The sequence below is a fragment of the Paenibacillus apiarius genome (assembly GCF_017052585.1).
Taxonomy (GTDB): domain Bacteria; phylum Bacillota; class Bacilli; order Paenibacillales; family Paenibacillaceae; genus Paenibacillus_B; species Paenibacillus_B apiarius.
In genome coordinates this window covers 1,166,891-1,186,815 of sequence record NZ_JAFFHZ010000001.1, presented here as the reverse complement: position 1 = coordinate 1,186,815, position 19,925 = coordinate 1,166,891, and the positions used below count along the sequence as shown (strand labels likewise).

Here is a 19,925-nt window from a genome sequence, read left to right as displayed (position 1 = left end):
ATGGTATGGGAAAACACATATTGGAACGAATTCAGAACAAGCTGATCGTGTCTTGCCAGGCGTTGGAAGATGAGCCGCTGCACGGCTCGGCATTCATGGCGAAGATGGCGCTGGCGGCTGAAATGGGCGGGGCTGCGGGAATACGGGCCAACACGGCGAAGGATATTCAAGAGATTAAGAAAATGACGGGCCTGCCGATTATCGGCATCGTGAAGCGCGATTACGAGGATAGCGACATATACATTACGCCGACTTTAAAGGAAGTAAAGGAATTGCTCGATGCCGGCGTCGATATGATCGCCCTTGACGCCACGCGCCGCAAGCGTCCGAACGGAGAGACGCTGGAGGAGATCGTCGCCTTTGCGAAGGAACGGCAGCAAGCGGTTATGGCGGATATTTCGACAGAAGAGGAAGCCTTGTATGCCGCATCCCTGGGAGTTGATTGTGTGTCGACGACGCTGTCGGGCTATACTCCGTACTCACCCCAGGATTCGCTTCCGAACTTCTCGCTCGTCGAGAAGCTTGCCAAGTCATTAAGCATCCCGGTCATTGCCGAAGGCAAAATCAACTTGCCATCGCAAGCGGCTCATATGCTGCAGCTTGGCGCGCATGCGGTCGTCGTCGGCTCGGCGATTACGAGGCCGCAGCTTATTACCCAATCGTTTGTCGCTGAAATCGAACAGCATGCCAAGTGAGTTGCGGTTCATTCTTTTAACTTCCAGAAGACGTATACGTCCAGGCTGGCGCTGGGAACGGCGACTTCGTATACGTCTTTTTTGCGTTGCGGCGGAACGCAGCGTTATGACAAATGTCAATAACGCTAATATCCATAGTCCGAATTGGTTTTTCCTTTGTATCAAATTCTATTCTATTTTTACAGGTTAAAACATCCAGGCATCTCATTGCAGTTAATTCAAGGAATACATTATAATAGATGGAAACAGGTTAACTCAAAAAAACATTTGTATCAATACACGCAAGTAAGCGCTGTAACCTATCACCTAGATAAACAGGTCCAGTATAGTTTCATAGAGTACTGCCGGAGACGGGCCAGACAAGCGTACGGCTGACATTGGCGGCACTGCCGGCGCGAACTGTGCGAAAAGCGAAGAAATGAGGTGATTCCTTCATGATCGCAGGCGAACATACCAATACGCTGCTGCTGACACGCAGCCTGTACCCATCGTTGACGAAGACGGAGAAGAAGATTGCCGATTATGTGTTGAAAGATCCTGATTCGGTGCTGTATGCCACGGTTACGGATCTGGCGGAGAAAGCGGATGCCGGAGAAACATCGGTGCTGCGGTTTTGTCGCAACCTCGGCTTTAAGAGCTATCAAGATTTCAAATTGTCGCTAGCCAAAGATTTGGTGACGCCGCTGAAGCATCAAGAGAGTCAAATTGAAGAGAGCGATGACCTCTCCAGCGTGGCGCAGAAGATGACGATGGAGAACATCGCTTCATTGAAGCATACGTTGTCGCTGCTTAACATGAACGAGCTGCAGAAGGCTGTCGATGCCATTTTGAAGGCCCGGCGCTTGTTCTTCATGGGTGTCGGATCGTCTGCGATGACGGCGATGGATGCCCAGTACCGCTTTATGCGTCTCGGCTTCGTAGGGGAAGCGGTAACCGATCCGCACGTGATGGCCATGAATGCGACGCTTATGTCGGCCCAAGATGTCGTATTCGGCATTTCGACTTCGGGCAGTACGAAGGACCTCGTCGATGCCGTTCGGCTTGCAAAGGAAAATAACGTGCATTTCATCTGCCTGACGAGCCATGCGAAGTCGCCGATTACGAAGTTCGCCGATTCCATCCTGCTCATTCGCTCGCGGGAAACGCCGCTGCAAGGAGGGGCTTTCTCGTCGAAGATGGGTCAAATCCACGTGCTGGACATCCTGTCGACGGCCGTGGCGCTGCAGGCAAAGGAAAAGACGTGCCATGCGATTCAGCAAACGGCGAAGTCCGTGCTGGATAAGCTGTATTGAGTCGGCGGGAAAATAACAACGGCCTGAATGGGAAGCGGGCGGTTGGTATTTTGTGTCTGCATGCGGATATGGATGGCGGGCTTCAAGGTGAATATGCGCATTTCTTAAGGAGTGCGCAGGTTTGAGTTGCACGGCTTGGTACCCGGGTTCGAAGACATAGTCAGCGGTGAAGGGCTTGGTGTCCGGGATGGCTGACAGCAGCCAGTGGTCAACATCTTGGTGTCACGGTTAGCTGACGTGCAAAGTATGTTGTAGTGCTGTTGTCTGGATTCGCAGTTGTGCAGACTGCTGCCCCGCTGCTGATCTACTCTGACCTGCAATAGTACAGTTGAATTCAGCAATTTGGGCTTTTTGGACGAATTAACTGCATTTGTACATCTGATATTGACGTTTTTTCATATATTGGGGTCAGGCAACAGAATGAACTGCGTTTTCGCAGTTGAAATGACGATTCAGGTGAAAACGGGACGAATGAACTGCACAATTGCAGTTGCGGGCGTCGGGGCAAGCAGAAGCGGAGAGAAAAAGCGCTCCGCCGCTTAACCGGGCGAAGCGCTCTTCGTTCTATTCTTGCAGCATGACCAAGCCGATGAAATCATCCTTGGATATATTGCCGAGATAATGCTCGACATTCATATCTTCGAGCGCCTCTCTGACCGCTTGTTCTTCATAACGCACGCCAGCCATTCTTGTCTCGATATCGCTGACCTCGCCCACGCCGAAGAAGTCGCCGTATATTTTCATCGATTGAATGATGCCATCCGCCACGTCCATGCGCACGTCTACGATGCCCGCCGGGAATTTCTTCGAATGCTCGACATTGAACTTCGGCGAGCGGCCATAGTTCCAATCCCAGTTCTGATAGCGTTCCTTCGAAATGCGGCGAATCGTCTCCCAATCCTCTTCGGTCAGCTTGTACTGCGGCACTTGGTCCGGCTCCGCGCCGAAGATGTGGCGGAGAATGGCTGCTTTGAACTGCTCGATGGTGAGCGGCTCGTTCAGGAACTCGAAAATGTTCGCCACGCGGGAGCGCACCGATTTCGTTCCTTTGGATTCAATTTTGATCGGACGCACCTTAAGCGCCGAAGCAACATGCTCCATCTCCGATTGGAAGAGCAGCGTGCCGTGACTGAACATTCGTCCGCGTGTAGAGAACTGCGCATTGCCGGAAATTTTCCGTTCGCCGACTTGAATGTCATTGCGTCCCGTCAAGTCCGCGTCTACGCCCAGTGAGCGCAGCGTATCGATGACGGGCTGGGTGAATTTGCGGAAGTTGTGGAACGACTGGCCGTCATCCTTCGTAATGAAGCTGAAATTCAAATTGCCTGTATCGTGATACACGGCGCCGCCTCCGGATAGACGGCGAACCACGTGGATATGATTATCTTTGACGTATTCGGAGTTAATCTCTTCTATCGTATTCTGGTTCTTCCCGATAATGATGGAAGGTTCATTGATATAGAACAATAAATAGCTGTCTTCTTCGAGCGGCAAATGCTTGAGCACGAACTCCTCGATTGCGAGATTCATGCGGGGATCGGTTATGCCTTGATTATCGATAAATTTCATTGCTCGTCCGCCTCCTTATGATGTTATTGTAATCGATTTAAGAAAAAACACAAAATATATTTGATATTGATAATCGTTATCACCTATAATAGAGTATAGAAAATATATGCACGGCAATAAGTGCTGAACAGAGGAGGACGAACCATGTCCATTGCTTCCATTATTCGTGAACGCCGGAGTATCCATGAATTTAATGATAAACCTGTAGATCGAAGTCTTGTGCTTCGCCTGTTGAACGATGCGGTGTGGGCGCCGAATCACGGGCTCCGCGAGCCGTGGCGCTTCATCTATGCGGAAGGAGAAGGCAAATCGAAGCTCGTTAACGGCCTGATGACCATCTTGGACAAGACGAAGCTGAAAGATGCAACCGATGAGCAGAAGCAGAAGTTCCTGAATCACCTGAATAATGTTCCGGCCTATTTGATTGTCGTCATGCCGGAGGACCCGCGTCCAGCTATTTGGGAAGAGGATTTGGAGGCGGTAAGCTGCCTCATTCAGAACCTCCAGCTGCTTGGCTGGGAAGAAGGGATCGGCATGCTGTGGCACACGGGCGATTACATCTACAACAAGAAGTTCCGCGAGCTTGCCGGAGTCAATCCGGGGGAGAAGATTGTAGGCGTGCTGCGCCTTGGTTATTTCGATGAAGCGCCGAAGGCCCGTCCGCGCACATCGGCGGAAGAACTTTTCACCGTGCTGAACTGAACGGATTCATTCAATCAATCAATTTATGAATAAACAAAAGCGCAGAAGCCGAATGGCCTCTGCGCTTTTGTTGCGCTAACAAGCGGTTTTATGCGATAACTGCAGAAGTAATCGTTTTCATTTTTGCGGATGGTCCATGGCGTCAGGCTTCAAGTAACGATAATACAGCAATAGCTCCACCGCATACTTGATGATCCATGCCGAGAGCAGCACGCTGACGAGCAGATGGGCGCATACAAGCGGAGACAGGAGCAGTGTGCGCGTGTCTGACACATAGATGAGATAGGCGGCGCAGCAAGCGACTGCCAGCACGAGAAACACGAGCGCCATCTGGTTCGCTTGCAGCGAGACCATGCGCGCCACATCTTTATCTTCAGGCTCGTCCTTGGACATGAAATTGACAAAGTACATGACGGCTTGAACCACTACCGCGGTGCCGAAGACGTTGCGAGCCAGCGCCATCATTTCCGTACTGTATAGTCCGATGTCCCCCTTGAGGCGGAACAGGACCGTTGCATAGTAGATGGTGACAATGATGGCGGCGCTGATAGAGGCCCAGGATGTTTTGTGATGCACCGACATGATTATCCCTCCTCCGAATTACATGACGACTCCGGCCGAAATGTAGAGTGTATAGTAATTATACAACATTTAACAGATGTGTAATAGTGTGCGTTTTTCCAATGTTTTTCGGCATTTCGTTGAAAAGGAAAAATCGTTTGACGAACGCCGTTGCGTTACGCATAATGTACGAAGAGAAATGATATATGCGCGAGATCAACGCCCACTATGGCGAGCGGCACCTTTTATCGACCCTTGGCTGATAATAACAGTTCCTCCGGGGGAGTTGCAAGTGTACAAGTATAGGCGTGTTGGAATGAAGAAAAACGAATTTTGGACAAGGAGGCTGCCATGTCATCAATAGAACAATTCGGGCACGGAGGGGATGTATGGACCGCCGCAGATGCATTCGGCGTATCGAGCGAGGCATTTCTGGATTTCAGCGCGAACATTAATCCGCTCGGTCCTCCGCCGGTGGTGGCCGAACGTCTGCAGCAAGCAGTGGAGAGCATCGTTAACTATCCGGATCCGGGCCACCGGAAGATGAAGGCGGCGCTGTCGGCCAAGCTGCAGGTCTCTGAGGAACGAATAGTCATTGGCAATGGCGCCGCTGAGTGCATGGCGCTTCTTCTGCTTGCGTTCCAGCCGCGAACCGTCGGCGTCATCGCCCCCTGCTTCTCGGAATATGAGACTTTGTCGCGGCAGTTCGGAGCGGATGTCATCACGGCGGTTGGACAAGAGGAGGAGGGCTTTCTGGCAGCCGAGGAGCAGCTGCACCAGCTCATGGAGGAGACCGATCTCGTCTTTATCGGACATCCGAACAATCCGACGGGCCTCGTCTATGACCGCGAACGGCTGGAGCGGGCCGCCCGTATGGCGGAGAAGACGAATACGCTGCTCGTTGCCGACGAAGCGTTCATTGATTTTTTGCCGCAGGAAGAAAAGGTTTCGCTGCTTCCGGTTCTGCATCGATATGAGCGGTTGATTATCATTCGATCGCTGACGAAATTTTATGCCATTCCGGGACTTCGTCTAGGCTATGCCGTGGCTCACCCCGAGCTGATAGCAAGGATGATCGCCAAGCAGGTTACATGGAGCGTCAATGGACTGGCGCTTGCTGCCGGAGAGGCCTTGCTCACTGACAAGCACTATGACGATTATGTCCGAGCGACGCGCGAGCTGATTGTGACGGAAAGGTTCTGGCTGCGCGATCGCCTTGCAGGCCTTGGCATCAAGACGTGGCCCAGCGAAGCGAACTTTCTGCTCTGCCGGGCACCGGCGCCTTGGACGGCGAAGGGGTTGCAGGAGGCATTGGGGCGCAAAGGGATATTGATTCGCAACTGTGACATGTATACAGGGTTGACGGCGGGCGACTTCCGGATTGCGATCAAAAATAGAACGTTAAATGAACGTTTGGCGATTTCAGTGCAAGCTGTGTTACATTAAAAGGATGTTATTAGAGATTGCAGAATAGTCTCTTTTTGTTAACGGAAGTGAAGCTAGACGCGGATAGCGTCAGATATTGAATCGGCGTTTTTGCAAGGAATATACCGTGGATCAAGGGGGAGAATGATGCAGCCTTATCGCGACGGTGCGCGCGCCTATGCGTCTGAATGTATTGCGGGCGTTCATGTCCGCTGGGGACATGAGCATGTGACGGTTGATTTGCCGCGGCGGGCACCCATCTGGAGCAGCGCGGTATTCCATGGCGGAAGCTGGACGGGAACCCGAATCTTGAATTGCATGGTGCGCAAAGGCTTCGATTGCTCGGAGCCGGTCAGGTATATGCAAGAAATGTGCGGGCAATGGGGATATGCGCCGGATGATACCGTTGGCCTGATGACGGCCGCCAAAGTGACTCATGCGTCAGTCTCGGAGGAGCATGGGGACGGCTGCTCGCTGCTGTGCGTTACGACGGCAGGGACAAGCAACGCGGCGCGCGCGGGACTGGCTCGCCAAGTATTTTCGGCGTATGAACCGCTCAAGCCCGGCACGATAAACACGATTATCGTATTGGATGGCAGGCTGTCCGATGCGGCGGTATGGAATGTGTTCATGACGGCGACGGAAGCGAAATGCGCGGCGCTGGCCGATTTACATATTTATGATAAAGAGACGGAGCGTATGGCGACGGGAACGACAACCGACGCGATCGCTTTTGCGATGCTCGACAGCGGACGCTATAACAAAGTTCATCCCTATGCGGGCACGGCAACCACGATTGGAAATGCAGTCGGGCGGCTTGTATACGAGACCGTTACGGAATCTGTCGCGACTCAGCATGAAGCTGACGGATCGTTGTTTCCATGACGAGCGAATCGTTAGGCGTTGTTGCTCCGACAGGGAAGCGGCTGAATGCAAAGTCTGCCAGGCAAGAGGAAATGACTACGGTCGCAACAAATAAGGTGGGGGAGAAATGATAGCGGCGTTCATCATCATAGCAGCATACATATGGGACCGATTGGCAGGTGATCCTCGCTGGATTCCCCATCCCGTCATTATGATTGGAAAAGCGATTGCGGCGTTGGAGCGTGCCATCCGCAAGGCCGCGGCATCTGAAGCGGCGCTGAAGCCGCTCGGCATCCTGCTGCCGGTCATCGTCGTTGGCGGCTCCTATGCTTTGACGTGGGCGGCGCTATGGGGACTTCATGCCATTCATTACTCGCTTGCATGGGCGGCCGAAGCGCTTCTTATCGGCACGACGATCGCAACCAAAGGCTTGAAGGACGCGGGGATGGCGGTGTACAAGCGGTTAGCCGCACGGGACATCGGAGGTGCGCGGCGCGAAGTCGGCATGATCGTCGGCCGCGATACGGATGAGCTCGACGAGCCTGAAATCGTGCGCGCCACGGTTGAGACCATAGCCGAGAATATTGTGGATGCGGTCATATCCCCGTTATGTTACGCGCTAATCGGCGGTGCGCCGCTGGCGATGGCTTACCGGGCGGTCAATACGCTCGATTCGATGGTTGGCTATAAAAATGAGAAGTACGGCAACTTAGGCTGGGCCTCCGCGCGGCTGGATGACATTGCGAATTGGATTCCGGCCCGCATGACGGCGGTTCTTATCGCGATATGCGCCTGGATGAAGGGATATGACGGGACGCGGTCTTGGCAGACCGCCAAGCGTGACGCGCCGAAGCATCCAAGCCCGAACAGCGGCTGGCCGGAGGCGGCCGCGGCCGGAGCGCTTGGTATCAGGCTCGGCGGATATAATGTGTATAAGGGCGTTCGATCGTTTCGCGCTTATATGGGAGACGCGGCCGAGCCTTTGCAAGCCCAGCACATTCCGGCTGTCTGCAGGCTGCTGACAGGCAGCACGCTGGGCTTCACAGTCATCGCTGCCGTGCTGCTATATGCGCGCGGGGGATGGCTCCTGTAGATGAATGGCGGATGAAGGAGTAAGAATGAAATGAGACTGACACGACAATATAAAGCTCCCCGTCAAAAACGGCGTCAATCAGGAGCAGGCCCATCTGGAATGGCAACAAGAGGTATTCCGTCCGCGCGGAATATGCGCAGAAAAAAGGGCGCGCGTGATACCATCGTGCGCTTCGCGCTCGTGCGGCACGGGTTGACGCAGGCGAATGTGGAACGTCGTTACATCAGTTATACGGATAATTCCATCCTGCCGCAGGCTTCAGAGGAGTTGAGGCCGCTGCGCCGTGCGTTGGCGCACCCTGCTCCGCTCCTCTACACAAGCGACATGCGCCGCTGCCGCGAAACGATCGCGTACTTGCGGCCCCGCGACAGCCGGGAAGCATCTGTGGATACGCGGCTGCGCGAGTACGACTTCGGCATGTGGGAAGGCTTGACCTATAACGATTTGAAGGAAGAGCCCCAGTATCGGAAGTGGCTGGATGATATGTCGTCCGTGCAGCCGCCCCGGGGGGAACCGTGGCAGTCATTCTGTACGCGCACGGCACATGTATGGTGGGAGATATTAAGAAATGCGCGGGCGCATGTTCGCTCTGTTCCGGAACATGCAGGGAGGACAGGCAGACGCAATCGTCCGCCGCGAACGGGCGGAAAGCGAAATGCCCGGATTCGGACCGGCCACTCTGCGCAAGGCTCATCCTGCCGCATGGCTCGCCCGGATGTCCTCGTGGTGACCCATGGCGGCATCGTGCGGCGGCTGCACACGCTCGCATTCCCGCGCAAGTCATTCTGGGAGACGGCGGCGCCGATTGGCGGCGGCGTCATGATTACGGCGAAGCGCTGCGCGCGCAAATGGGTGTTTCTTCGTGCCGAGCGATTTCCGTCTCCATAGCCGGGGCAGCCGGGGAGTGGGATGGCCGGATTGTTGCTTCGTGCAGGGCAGGCAGATTGCCATGTGAGCATCCTTATTGCAAGAACGGGGCTTTTCCCCTATAATCAATTATCAAGTTCAATGCTTGAACGGACAAATGAATAGTGCAATTTCTTCAGGTCCTTGCGTGTACGGATACGGCTCAGCCGATCGAAGGTATAAAATCCATGCCCAAGGTTAACAGGGAAGCCGGTGAGAATCCGGCGCGGTCCCGCCACTGTGAATGGAGTGTTGCGCTCATGAAGCCACTGTCGATGAGGCGCCGGATGTGCAGACGTCCGGATGCGGCGATGGGAAGGCGAGCGGCAACGTGCAGCTTCTAAGTCAGGAGACCTGCCTGAAGAGAGACGAGCAATATCCTTCGCGGAAAGGACCACGTCAATGAAGTAGGGCATGAGGCAATGCAAGGCGCTGTCGATACCGCTATTGCGGCAAGCATGACGCTGGCGATGCCGTGCCGTACCTTTGAGGCTAAGTGAGACAAGTCCCCCGATCCGCAGGATCGGGGGTTTTTTACACACTGCGCATCTTGACAACCTATTTCCTGACAGTGCGTGTTCAAAGGGATTTTCTCTATTCAAGCAAATTCTGATTCATTGGACATACATGTGATGAAGGAATGTGCTCGTCACCTTTTGACAAGCACTATGTTTGCTCCGGTTCACAGAAGACGATTCACACTCAACACTCAAGGAATATTTTAAGCAAGGGAGAGGGACATGTATGCACAAGTGGTTGAATAAAACGCTGACAGCCGTGCTGGCCGTAATTTTGGCGGTAAGCTTGACGGCTTGCGGCGCGGCCAAAGAGGAAGCAAAGCCTTCCGACAACACGGGGGCGCAGCAGGAGAACACGAACAAAGAAGCTTCCAATGCTGAACAGCCAAAACAGGATGACGCCGCCAAGACGGTGTATCCGCTTACCGTAAAAGACGTTACGGGTGAAGAGTTCACCTTCGAGAAAGCGCCGGAGCGCATCATTTCGGTATCGCCGGCTGAGACCGAGTCGTTGTTCGCACTCGGCTTGGATGAACAAATCGTCGGGGTATCCGATTATGACGATTATCCGGAAGCGGCTGCTGCGAAAGCGAAGATGGGCGGCATCGTGAAGCCGAATGAAGAAGCGATCATCGCTGCGAAGCCTGACATCGTCTTTACCGGTATTTCGATGAAAGAGCCTGTCGTAAAGAAATTCCGCGAGCTGGGCATTAAAATTTTCAAAGTGGAACCGAAGACATATGACGATGTCGTCAAAAACATAGAACTGTACGGTCAAATTACGGATCGTCAAAAAGAAGCGCAAGCCGTCGTCGATCAGATGGAGAAAACGCGCGAAGAAGTGCAAACGGCCGTGCAAAGCGTAACCGACAAGAAAAAAGTGTACATTGAATTCTCTCCGGGCTGGACAGTTGGCAGCGGCGAATTCATGAATGAGATCATCGAGCTTGCGGGCGCCGTGAACGTAGCGGCAGATACGGAAGGCTGGGTGCAAATCAACGAGGAAAACATCATCAAGTCGAATCCAGACGTCATTTTGTATACCCAAGGGGTGGTCGATCAGGATACGAACAAGTCGTTGGAAGAAATTATCCGCGGCCGCAGCGGGTGGAACAATATTAACGCAATAAAAAACAATCTGGTTATCGGCGTGGATCAGAATCTGATCAGCCGTCCGGGACCGCGTGTGGCGGAAGGGCTGAAATCCGTTGCAAAAGCGATTTACCCTGACCTGGTGAAATAACCAGTGTGGAGAAATCGATGAGCAAGATGGCATGGTATGGAGGAGCGGGCATTGTGCTGCTCCTCTTGTCCGTTGTTGGATGCTTGGCTGTAGGTTCGGTGCAGATGCCTTTGGGTGAAATTACGCGGATCTTGCTCCATCATATACCGGGGTTGGACACGGCCATTCCGGTGACTTGGGATGACGCGTCCGCGCAAATTATGATGAAGGTGCGCTTTCCGCGTGTCGTGCTCGCGATGCTGGTCGGCGCGGCGCTTGGCGTGGCAGGCACCGCATTTCAAGGTGTGCTGCGGAATCCGCTGGCCGATCCGTACACGTTGGGAGTATCGTCCGGAGCGTCTGTCGGCGCGGCCTTTCTCATCTATTTCGGGCTCCAATACGCGCTGCTTGGGGAGTGGACTATTCCGGTCGTAGCTTTTGGAACGGGCGCGTTGACGCTTATCATCGTCATGCGGCTTGCCAATGAAGGCGGGAAAATTCCGATCGAAACGCTTATTTTGTCGGGGGTCGTCATGCAAGCCTTCCTTGGCGCCGTCGTCTCTTTTCTGGTCGCAATGACGAAACAGACGATTAATGAAATCATGTTCTGGGTGATGGGCAGCTTGGCGCTGCGCGGGTGGTCCTACTCCGCCGTGCTGGGCCCATACTTGGCTATCGGCATCATTCTTCTTATTGCTTATGCCAGACCGCTCAATCTGCTCGCGCTGGGCGAGCGGCAGGCTTCCCATCTCGGGCTCCATGTGGAGCGCACGAAATGGGTCGTGCTCCTTACCGCCACGTTAATTACGGCGGCGGCGGTGTCCGTGTCTGGCGTCATCGGCTTTGTAGGCTTGGTCGTGCCGCACATATTGCGTTTAATCGTCGGTCCGGATTACCGCTATTTGATTCCGCTTTCGGCGGTTGGCGGCGCGATCTATGTGATGTGGGCGGATACGATTGCAAGAACGGCGTTTGCGCCGATAGAAATTCCTCTCGGCGTAGTGACTGCCTTTATCGGCGCGCCATTTTTTGCTTACCTGCTCATCCGGAACAAGCGCGCGAAACGGGGGACTTGGTCATGAGTCAGACAGCGGCGCAGCAAGAGGCGCAATCAACGGAACCGATCATTCACGCTGAGCGGCTATGCAAACGCTACGGCGACAAGACGGTGCTCAGCAACGTATCGCTTTCCGTGCAGCCGGGCGAATGGCTCGGTATTATCGGACCGAACGGAAGCGGGAAATCGACGCTCTTGTCGCTCGTGTCGGGAGCGGATACCGCGTCCGCCGGACGTGTCCGCATTCAGGGACGGGCGGTTGCCTCTTATAAGCGGAAGGCACTATCGCGGTTGATGGCGGTGCTGCAGCAGGAGGCACTGCCTCCGCTTAGCTTTACCGTGCGAGAAATTGTTGAGATGGGGCGATTCCCGTATCAATCTTGGTTCGGATCGGAAGGGGAGGACAGCGGTCCGTTCATTGACAACATTATGGAACGGCTGCAGCTGACGCCGCTCGCAGATCGTCCGCTGGACCGCTTGAGCGGAGGCCAGCGGCAGCGGGCTGCGTTGGCGAAGCTGATGGCTCAGTCGCCGAGCATCGTGCTGCTCGATGAGCCGACGACCTACCTTGACATTCATTATCAGGTCCAATTCATGGATGTCGTGCGTGATTGGCAGCAGGATTGCGGCTTGACGGTCGTATCGGTGCTGCATGACTTGAACTTGGCCTCTCTCTATTGCGACCGCCTTGTCGTGATGCAAGAGGGGCAACTGATCGCGGAGGGAACCCCGGACGAATTGATATCTGCAGAACTGCTGGAACGCATCTTCGCAACTCGGACGACGATTGTGCCGCATCCGGAGACCGGAAGGCCGCAGGTGCTCATTTGTCCTCAACACGGCAATACGCAGACTAATTTGCAAACCAATATCATTGAAAACGGAGATGAACAAGCATGAGCGAACAACTTCAACTACTTATTGACCGTATTCAGCCTTTGGATGAGCCTGCTAAGCAGGCGGCGCTTCATCATCAGAACCAATTGACGAAGCCCCCGGGAAGCTTGGGCCTGCTTGAGGACCTTGCGGTTCAGCTGGCGGGAATTACAGGAGAAGCAAAGCCGAAGATAGAGAAGAAGGCTGTCATTGTGATGGCTGGCGATCACGGAGTCTGTGAAGAAGGAGTTAGCGCGTTCCCGGCCGAAGTGACACCGCAGATGGTTCACAACTTCCTGCGCGGCGGAGCGGCGGTGAACGTGTTGGCACGCGAAGCCGGGGCCGACGTCATCTGCGTCGATGTAGGCGTCAATGCCGATTTGTCCGACCCGAACCTGCAATCGCGCAAGGTGAGAAAAGGGACGGCCAACATGGCCAAGGGGCCTGCGATGACCCGTGCGGAAGCGGAAGCCGCCATTAAGGCCGGTGCGGATACGGTACAAGAGTGCATTCAGGCCGGATACCGCCTCTTCTCGACCGGCGAGATGGGAATCGGCAACACGACGGCCAGCGCCGCCATTTTGTGCGCGTTTACCGGCTTGCCAGCAGCCGACGCTGTCGGACGCGGAACAGGCATCGGCGATGCCCAATGGGAGCATAAGTGCAGCGTCGTCCGCCGTGCGCTGGAAGTGAATCAACCGGATGCGGACGATGCGATCGATGTGCTGGCAAAGGTCGGCGGCCTGGAGATTGCGGGCTTGGTCGGCGTCATTCTCGGTGCGGCGGCGAATCGCGCGCCGATCGTCATCGACGGCTTCATTTCCAGCGCCGCGGCCTTGACCGCCGTCCGCTTGGTGCCTGCCGTCAAGCCGTATTTAATCGGCTCTCATTTGTCGGAGGAACGGGGGCATGCGGCACTGCTGTCGGAATTGGAATTGCAGCCGTGCCTGCATTTGAATATGCGTCTGGGCGAAGGAACGGGCGGAGCGCTCATGTTCCAGCTCATCGATGCCTCGTTGCGCATTATGCGCGAGATGGCCACCTTTGCCGAAGCAGGCGTATCCGGCAAGGATGACGGCCAATGAGCCGACTCATTCTCGTCACCGGCGGGGCGCGCAGCGGCAAGAGCACGTTCGCGGAACGCTTGCTCCAGAAGCTGGCGCCGCAAGGCGGCACTTATGTTGCGACGGCGGAAGCGCACGATGAAGAAATGCGGGAACGAATTCGGCTGCATCAAGCGCAGCGAGAGGCTTCGGGTTATGGATGGCATACCGCCAATTGTCCGCTGCAATTGCCGGAATGGCTGACGGAAGCGGACGGCGCGGCGGTGCTTATCGATTGTCTGACGCTGTGGCTGTCGAACGAGCTGCTCCAAGCTGAGCAGGAGTCGGGGGAAGGCCCGGAGCTGGAGCAAAGATTGGACGCGCGTATCGACGAGCTGCTGGACGTTTTGGCGGAAGTGCAGGGAACCGTCGTAGTGGTGACGAACGAAGTCGGCAGCGGTGTCGTGCCCGTTTACAAGCTCGGGCGCATCTTTCGCGATGCGGCGGGCCGGCTGAATCAGCGGCTTGCGGCACGGGCGGATGAGGTGTATCTCGTCACGGCGGGCATACCGATTGAAATAAAGAGCAGGATGGTTCAATTATGAAGCAATGGCTGCAGGCATTTGTTGCCGCAATGCAATTTCTGACCAGAATTCCGGTCCCCGTGAATGTTCCCTTCACGAACGAGGTGCTCAAACGAAGCACCTTTTTCTTTCCATGGGCTGGATGTATCATCGGAGTTCTTATATGGGGGGCGGGAGTTGGCCTTCAGCTTGTCCTGCCTTCAGGCCCCGCTGCCGCATTGACGCTGGCGCTCGCCGTGGCTCTGACCGGCGGACTGCATATGGATGGGCTGATGGATACGGCAGATGGCGTCTTAAGCCATCGTTCCCGTGAGCGAATGCTGGAAATTATGAAGGACAGCCGCGTCGGAGCGATGGGGGTCATCATCTGCGTGCTCGTGCTGCTGCTCAAGTGGTCGCTTATATCAAGCCTGATGACGGACGGAGCATGGCAGCTATGGCTTGTCGTCCCGTTCATTTGGTCCAGGGCGGCGATGGTGTGGGCTATGACGAACGAACCGTATGCGCGTGCGGAATCGGGTCTGGGCGGCTATTTTCAAGGTTTGCACCGCGGGCATTTGCTCGGTGCTGGTTTTTCCGCGTTTCTGCTTAGCCTTGTGATCGTATATATTACAGTGTCAATGCCGCTTGATATATCCGGACGGTCTGCTTCCTTCACAGCGCTGTCTGCGTATGCGGTTCATCCGTGGTGGCTCCTGATGGCCGCTCCTGTGCTGGGATTGGCCGCAGTTTGGAGCTGCTCGAGTTATTTGTCCAAGAAGCTCGGAGGCTTGACGGGTGATACGTATGGAGCAATGAATGAGCTGACGGAAACGGTTTTGCTGCTGCTGCTCGTACTTATGACCGGATGGAAAGGGTGAACGGTTAATGGAATTAGACACAGGAAAGAACGCTTCCGCACGTGTTCCATTATGCAAAGAAAGCGGCGGCAAGGGACGGGCGATCATGCTGCAGGGTACGGCATCCGATGTCGGCAAGAGCGTCGTCACGACCGCGCTATGCCGCATCTTCAAGCAGGACGGCTACAATGTCGCTCCGTTCAAATCGCAAAATATGGCGTTGAACTCATACGTTACGCCTGACGGCAAGGAAATTGGCCGGGCGCAAGGGGTGCAGGCGGAAGCTTGCGGCATAATGGCGACGACGGATATGAACCCGGTGCTGATTAAGCCAATGAAGGATATGCAGTCTCAGATCGTCGTGCACGGCAAACCATATATGAACCTGAGCGCGCGCGATTACCGGACCGGCTTCCTGCCTGAGGCGAAGCGAACGGTGGTCGACGCGGTGAATCGGCTGCGCGCTGGTTACGATATCGTCGTAATGGAAGGAGCCGGCAGTCCGGCTGAAATCAATCTCAAGCAGAACGATATCGTCAACATGAACATGGCGGCCTGGGCGGAAGCGCCGGTGCTTCTCGTTGCGGATATCGACCGCGGCGGCGTATTCGCCTCCATTGTCGGCACGCTGGAGCTGCTGGAGCCGCATGAACGGGAGCGGGTGCAGGGCTTCATCATTAACAAGTTCCGGGGGGATGTCACGCTGCTGCAGCCGGGACTCGATTGGCTCGAGGAGCGGACAGGGTTGCCGGTGCTCGGCGTGCTGCCGTATGCCGATGATCTGGATATCGAAGCGGAAGATTCCGTTGCGCTCGAGCAGTGGAAGGGGCAGGTGCTGCCGGAGAACGATCTGGATATTGCCGTCGTGGCCTTGCCCCGCATATCCAACTTTACGGATATCGACCCGCTCGTGGCGGAACGCGATGTGCGCATCCGCTATATTCGCCGTCCTCAAGAGCTGGGTGTGCCGGATGCAATCGTCATTCCGGGGACGAAAAGCACGATGGCCGATTTGCAATGGCTGCGCGAGACCGGACTAGCGGAAGCGATTGTGTCTTATGCGAAGGACGGCGTCGTGGCCGGCATATGCGGAGGCTATCAGATACTGGGCGAGCGGCTTCTTGATCCATACGGGGCCGAGGCGGAAGCAGGCGCCGTCATGGACGGCTTGGCGCTGCTGCCGATGGAGACGGAATTCGCTGCGGATAAACGGACAGAGCGGGTGCGGGGTGCGGTGTCCGCCTCTATGCTGCGCGATACTCCACTCTACGGTTGTCAGATGGAAGGCTACGAGATTCATATGGGCCGCTCGGTGCGGACCGAATCGGATATCGCGGCCGAACCGCTCATGGACCTGCAGGCAGCAGACGAAGAGGGGACGCTTCATGATTGCTATAACGGCTATGACGGCATGCTGCATGCGAATGGGCGCATCATGGGCACGTATATGCATGGCTTGTTCCATAATGACGGCTTCCGCAGGGGCTGGTTGAATGGGCTGCGCCATGCCAAGGGGCTGGAGCCCCTTCCGAATGATTTCGACTTCGGCGCTCATCGGGAAGCTGCCTTTGAACGGCTGGCGGAGCGGGTTCGAGAGCATCTGGATATGGATCAGGTATACCGCATTTTGCGCGATTACGGACGCTGATTGCGAACGGAATGACGCAAGCATCTCGGCCCCCGATATGAAATATAGCGGAGACGGATATGATCAGATTTGTCATGTCTTCGTTCGGCTGTTGGTATTTTTGGCAGTCTGGAACTTGCGTTATAAGTTCCGGACTGCTTTTTATAGCCTCGCTGAGCTTGAGCAGTGAAGAACCTCCCCATTCTCCCCAAGGCTCAGGTGGAACAAGAAAGAGCTGCCAAAGCTGCCCTTTTGTTCATTCTCCCCAAGGTTCAGGTAGCCAGTCTGGTATCGTTGAATCACCCCTTTTATTCACCATCCCCATTGTTCAGATTGTGAAAGTAGCCGTTTTGACCATTAAGAGCCTTTGCTTACATCTTTCTGAATGAAGGGGATAGTGAGCAAAAGGACTTTTTTGGAGCTCTTTCGTTTGAGGAAGAGAGTGCAGTCCGCGCATGGGAAGATTACGCCGCCAGGCTGTCCAAGCAGACGCGCATCCCATCGTCTAGGACAGCCCGTTAATTGGAAGCGCTCATCCGGCTCTAATTTGGCTTGTGTTGCAGATGTAAAGGGATTACAATCAAGGGAGTCCGGCAAATATGCCGGGGCCCTTCTTTTTTAGCAATCGTTTCTGGGACGGGGGAGAAGGGTAATGAGCTTTATATAACAAACGCTTTGCAGCTGCTTCGGCGGAAGGAAAGGAACACGATATGTTTACGATTTTAATCGCAATTTTCACCATCCAAATCGTCTACGTCTCATTTTTCACTCTGCGGATGATTCTCACCTTAAAAGGGCAACGGTATTTGGCCGCTGCGCTCAGTACGGTCGAGATTATCATCTACGTGCTCGGCTTGAATATGGTGTTGAAATATTTGAATGAACCGATTAGCCTCATCGTCTATGCGGCCGGTTACGGCATCGGGGTGCTGGTTGGATCGTGGATTGAGGACAAAATCGCCCTTGGCTATGTTGTTCTCAAGGTTATTGTGAACAATCCGGAAAGCGATCTGCCGAACTACCTGCGCGACCATGGCTATGGCGTAACGACATGGATCGGCAGCGGGCGGGACGGACACCGTCTTATGCTGGAGGTGCTGTCTCGCCGGAAGAACCGCAATAAGCTGTATGCTTTGATATTGGATATCGAACCGAAAGCTTTTATCGTGACATCCGAGCCAAGCCAATTGCATGGCGGATTCTGGACAAAGGTGACGCGGCGTTAATGCTGCAGCCTTTGTTCTTTTTTTAGGTGGAAATGGTTGAAAAAGTTCGATCGTTGGATATTGTACAGTGGATTTGCTCGTATGATGCCGTGTGGCGCCGATTGATTGGAACACATCCAGTCAAATGGACAACGTTGAAAAGGCTATGACAGATATCCTTGACGACACCTTCAATCGCTGCTAAAGTTGGAGAGTTGGTTTTTCATACATGCAAACATAGCCCTTGTATAGGTTCGCGAATAAGGCGCGGACGTTTCTACAAAGCTACCCGTAAAGAGCTTGGCTACAAGGAGAACGCGCTGGAGGACAAATGGGCTTGGCGGTTTGCCTTCGGCGGGACGAGTTCATGCGCGGATGAAGCCGCAGCGGACCCGGATATCTCCAGTTGATGTACAAGCTTTGGACTTTGCGTAAAGCAAGGCGCCAGAGCTTTTTTTCATGATTAAGAACATGCAAGCATATTCATCAGGAGGCGCATCCATGAAATCTTTTTTTCAATTTGCGGAACGGGGTACGACCTACCGCAAAGAAATCATTGCGGGCTTGACGACCTTTCTTTCCATGGCCTACATATTGGTCGTCAATCCCATTATTTTGAGTGAAGCCGGCATGGACCGCGGCGCCGTATTCACCGCGACGACGCTGACGGCGATTATCGGAACGCTCCTCATGGGGGTGCTGTCCAATTACCCGATTGGCGTCGCCTCGAGCATGGGGCTTAATTCCTTTTTCACGTACTCGGTCGTCATCGGCATGGGCATATCGTGGGAGACGGCGTTGACCGGTGTATTCGTATCCAGCATATTATTTATTATTTTGAGTCTGATTAAAGTCAGGGAAAAAATTATCGCGATCATTCCGGAGGACTTGAAATTCGCGATTGCGAGCGGAATCGGCTTCTTCGTTGCTTTTATGGGCTTGAAGAACGCAGGCATTATTGTAAAAAGCGACGCGACGTTCGTCACGCTCGGCGATTTCCGCTCCGGTCCGACGCTATTGGCGGTGTTCGGCTTCATCGTCACTGTCGTTCTGCTCGTGCGCAATGTGCGCGGGGCCATCTTCTACGGCATGATTGTATCGGCGATTGTCGGCATGATTACGGGACTGGTTCCATTGCCGACGGGCATCTTGGGCAGCATTCCGAGCCTGTCGCCTACGTTCGGCGCAGCGTTCACGCATTTGGATCAAGTGTTCACCCCGGAATTGCTGGCAGTGGTGTTTACTTTCTTATTCGTCGGATTTTTCGACACGGCAGGAACGCTCATTGCGATCGCAAGCCAAGCAGGCTTGATGAAGGACAACCAGATTCCGAACGCGGGCCGGGCCCTCTTGGCTGACTCCTCCGCCTCTTTTGTCGGTTCCGTGCTGGGCACGACGACGACGGCATCGTTCATCGAATCGTCGGCAGGGATTGCCGCAGGCGGACGCACCGGATTCACTTCCGTCGTTATGTCTTTGTTATTCGCGTTGGCGTTGTTCTTCTCGCCGCTATTGTCTGTCGTGACGACTGAAGTGACGGCTCCGGCTCTTATTGTAGTCGGTGCGATGATGTCTTCGCAGGTGCGCTTCGTAAAATGGGAGAAGCTTGAGGTAGCCATTCCGGCCTTCATTACGATCGTAGCGATGCCATTCACTTATGGAGTCGCGACAGGCATTGCGCTCGGCTTCATTTTGTATACGATCATCAAAATGGCTAAAGGCGAATTCCGCGAAGTTCATCCGATTATGTACGTGTTGACCGTGCTGTTCGTTGCCTATATTGGATATATCGCTTGATGTCCACACGCATAACGACCGCCCTCCGAAGAAGGGCGGTCGTTCCTGGT

General features: G+C 54.5%; 18 protein-coding genes and 2 riboswitches. Of the genes, 16 read left to right on the top strand and 2 right to left on the bottom strand.

Features of this window, described 5'->3' with window-relative positions; translation table 11 throughout:
* Positions 1–5: 5 nt before the first annotated feature.
* Positions 6–695: an N-acetylmannosamine-6-phosphate 2-epimerase gene (locus JSQ80_RS05440; RefSeq protein ID WP_206094635.1), complete on the top strand. Its 690-nt coding sequence runs from the start codon at positions 6–8 to the stop codon at positions 693–695.
* Between the two features lie 434 nt (positions 696–1,129).
* Positions 1,130–1,987 (top strand): MurR/RpiR family transcriptional regulator, encoded by an 858-nt coding sequence (locus tag JSQ80_RS05435; RefSeq protein WP_206094634.1) that lies wholly within the window; start codon positions 1,130–1,132, stop codon positions 1,985–1,987.
* Positions 1,988–2,551: 564 nt separating this feature from the next.
* On the opposite strand, the gene JSQ80_RS05430 is transcribed toward JSQ80_RS05435, so the two are convergent.
* A complete protein-coding gene (locus JSQ80_RS05430) occupies positions 2,552–3,556 on the bottom strand; it encodes a lipoate--protein ligase (RefSeq protein WP_206094633.1) in 1,005 nt (334 codons plus the stop codon).
* A 144-nt stretch (positions 3,557–3,700) separates the two neighbouring features.
* On the opposite strand from JSQ80_RS05430, the gene JSQ80_RS05425 reads away from it, so the two are divergent.
* Positions 3,701–4,258 carry a nitroreductase family protein gene (locus tag JSQ80_RS05425; RefSeq protein ID WP_206094632.1) on the top strand — a complete coding sequence of 186 codons (558 nt, stop codon included), beginning with the start codon at positions 3,701–3,703 and terminating at the stop codon, positions 4,256–4,258.
* 117 nt (positions 4,259–4,375) lie between these two features.
* Here JSQ80_RS05425 and JSQ80_RS05420 read toward each other — a convergent pair whose 3' ends face one another.
* Positions 4,376–4,840: a phosphatase gene (locus tag JSQ80_RS05420; protein WP_087435683.1), complete on the bottom strand. Its 465-nt coding sequence runs from the start codon at positions 4,838–4,840 to the stop codon at positions 4,376–4,378.
* Between the two features lie 330 nt (positions 4,841–5,170).
* On the opposite strand from JSQ80_RS05420, the gene cobD reads away from it, so the two are divergent.
* The 13 genes from cobD (at position 5,171) to JSQ80_RS05355 (ending at position 19,875) form a co-directional block, all read left to right on the top strand.
* Entirely contained in the window at positions 5,171–6,265 is a 1,095-nt protein-coding gene (gene cobD, locus JSQ80_RS05415) for a threonine-phosphate decarboxylase CobD (RefSeq protein WP_206094631.1), read from the top strand.
* 123 nt (positions 6,266–6,388) lie between these two features.
* On the top strand, positions 6,389–7,129 hold the full coding sequence (locus tag JSQ80_RS05410) for an adenosylcobinamide amidohydrolase (RefSeq protein ID WP_240463555.1): 741 nt from the start codon (positions 6,389–6,391) through the stop codon (positions 7,127–7,129).
* 106 nt (positions 7,130–7,235) lie between these two features.
* Positions 7,236–8,201, top strand: a complete 966-nt coding sequence (cbiB, locus tag JSQ80_RS05405; protein WP_206094630.1) for an adenosylcobinamide-phosphate synthase CbiB — start codon at positions 7,236–7,238, stop codon at positions 8,199–8,201.
* A gap of 99 nt (positions 8,202–8,300) precedes the next feature.
* On the top strand, positions 8,301–9,089 hold the full coding sequence (locus JSQ80_RS05400; protein WP_240463552.1) for a histidine phosphatase family protein: 789 nt from the start codon (positions 8,301–8,303) through the stop codon (positions 9,087–9,089).
* 196 nt (positions 9,090–9,285) lie between these two features.
* A riboswitch (cobalamin riboswitch) is annotated at positions 9,286–9,483 on the top strand.
* Between the two features lie 368 nt (positions 9,484–9,851).
* Complete coding sequence (locus JSQ80_RS05395; RefSeq protein WP_087435678.1) at positions 9,852–10,868, top strand: ABC transporter substrate-binding protein; 1,017 nt, start codon at positions 9,852–9,854, stop codon at positions 10,866–10,868.
* A gap of 17 nt (positions 10,869–10,885) precedes the next feature.
* Entirely contained in the window at positions 10,886–11,929 is a 1,044-nt protein-coding gene (locus JSQ80_RS05390) for a FecCD family ABC transporter permease (protein WP_087435677.1), read from the top strand.
* Positions 11,926–12,804 carry an ABC transporter ATP-binding protein gene (locus tag JSQ80_RS05385; RefSeq protein ID WP_206094628.1) on the top strand — a complete coding sequence of 293 codons (879 nt, stop codon included), beginning with the start codon at positions 11,926–11,928 and terminating at the stop codon, positions 12,802–12,804. The genes JSQ80_RS05390 and JSQ80_RS05385 overlap by 4 nt, the downstream gene beginning before the upstream one ends.
* Positions 12,801–13,865, top strand: a complete 1,065-nt coding sequence (cobT, locus tag JSQ80_RS05380; RefSeq protein WP_206094627.1) for a nicotinate-nucleotide--dimethylbenzimidazole phosphoribosyltransferase — start codon at positions 12,801–12,803, stop codon at positions 13,863–13,865. The genes JSQ80_RS05385 and cobT overlap by 4 nt, the downstream gene beginning before the upstream one ends.
* A complete protein-coding gene (gene cobU, locus JSQ80_RS05375; RefSeq protein ID WP_206094626.1) occupies positions 13,862–14,428 on the top strand; it encodes a bifunctional adenosylcobinamide kinase/adenosylcobinamide-phosphate guanylyltransferase in 567 nt (188 codons plus the stop codon). The genes cobT and cobU overlap by 4 nt, the downstream gene beginning before the upstream one ends.
* Entirely contained in the window at positions 14,425–15,267 is an 843-nt protein-coding gene (gene cobS / locus JSQ80_RS05370) for an adenosylcobinamide-GDP ribazoletransferase (protein WP_206094625.1), read from the top strand. The genes cobU and cobS overlap by 4 nt, the downstream gene beginning before the upstream one ends.
* Before the next feature lie 7 nt (positions 15,268–15,274).
* A complete protein-coding gene (locus JSQ80_RS05365; RefSeq protein WP_206094624.1) occupies positions 15,275–16,894 on the top strand; it encodes a cobyric acid synthase in 1,620 nt (539 codons plus the stop codon).
* A 689-nt stretch (positions 16,895–17,583) separates the two neighbouring features.
* Positions 17,584–18,099, top strand: a complete 516-nt coding sequence (locus JSQ80_RS05360) for a DUF2179 domain-containing protein (protein WP_087435671.1) — start codon at positions 17,584–17,586, stop codon at positions 18,097–18,099.
* Positions 18,100–18,302: 203 nt separating this feature from the next.
* Positions 18,303–18,405: riboswitch (purine riboswitch) on the top strand.
* Positions 18,406–18,579: 174 nt separating this feature from the next.
* Complete coding sequence (locus JSQ80_RS05355) at positions 18,580–19,875, top strand: NCS2 family permease (RefSeq protein ID WP_206094623.1); 1,296 nt, start codon at positions 18,580–18,582, stop codon at positions 19,873–19,875.
* Positions 19,876–19,925 lie beyond the last annotated feature (50 nt).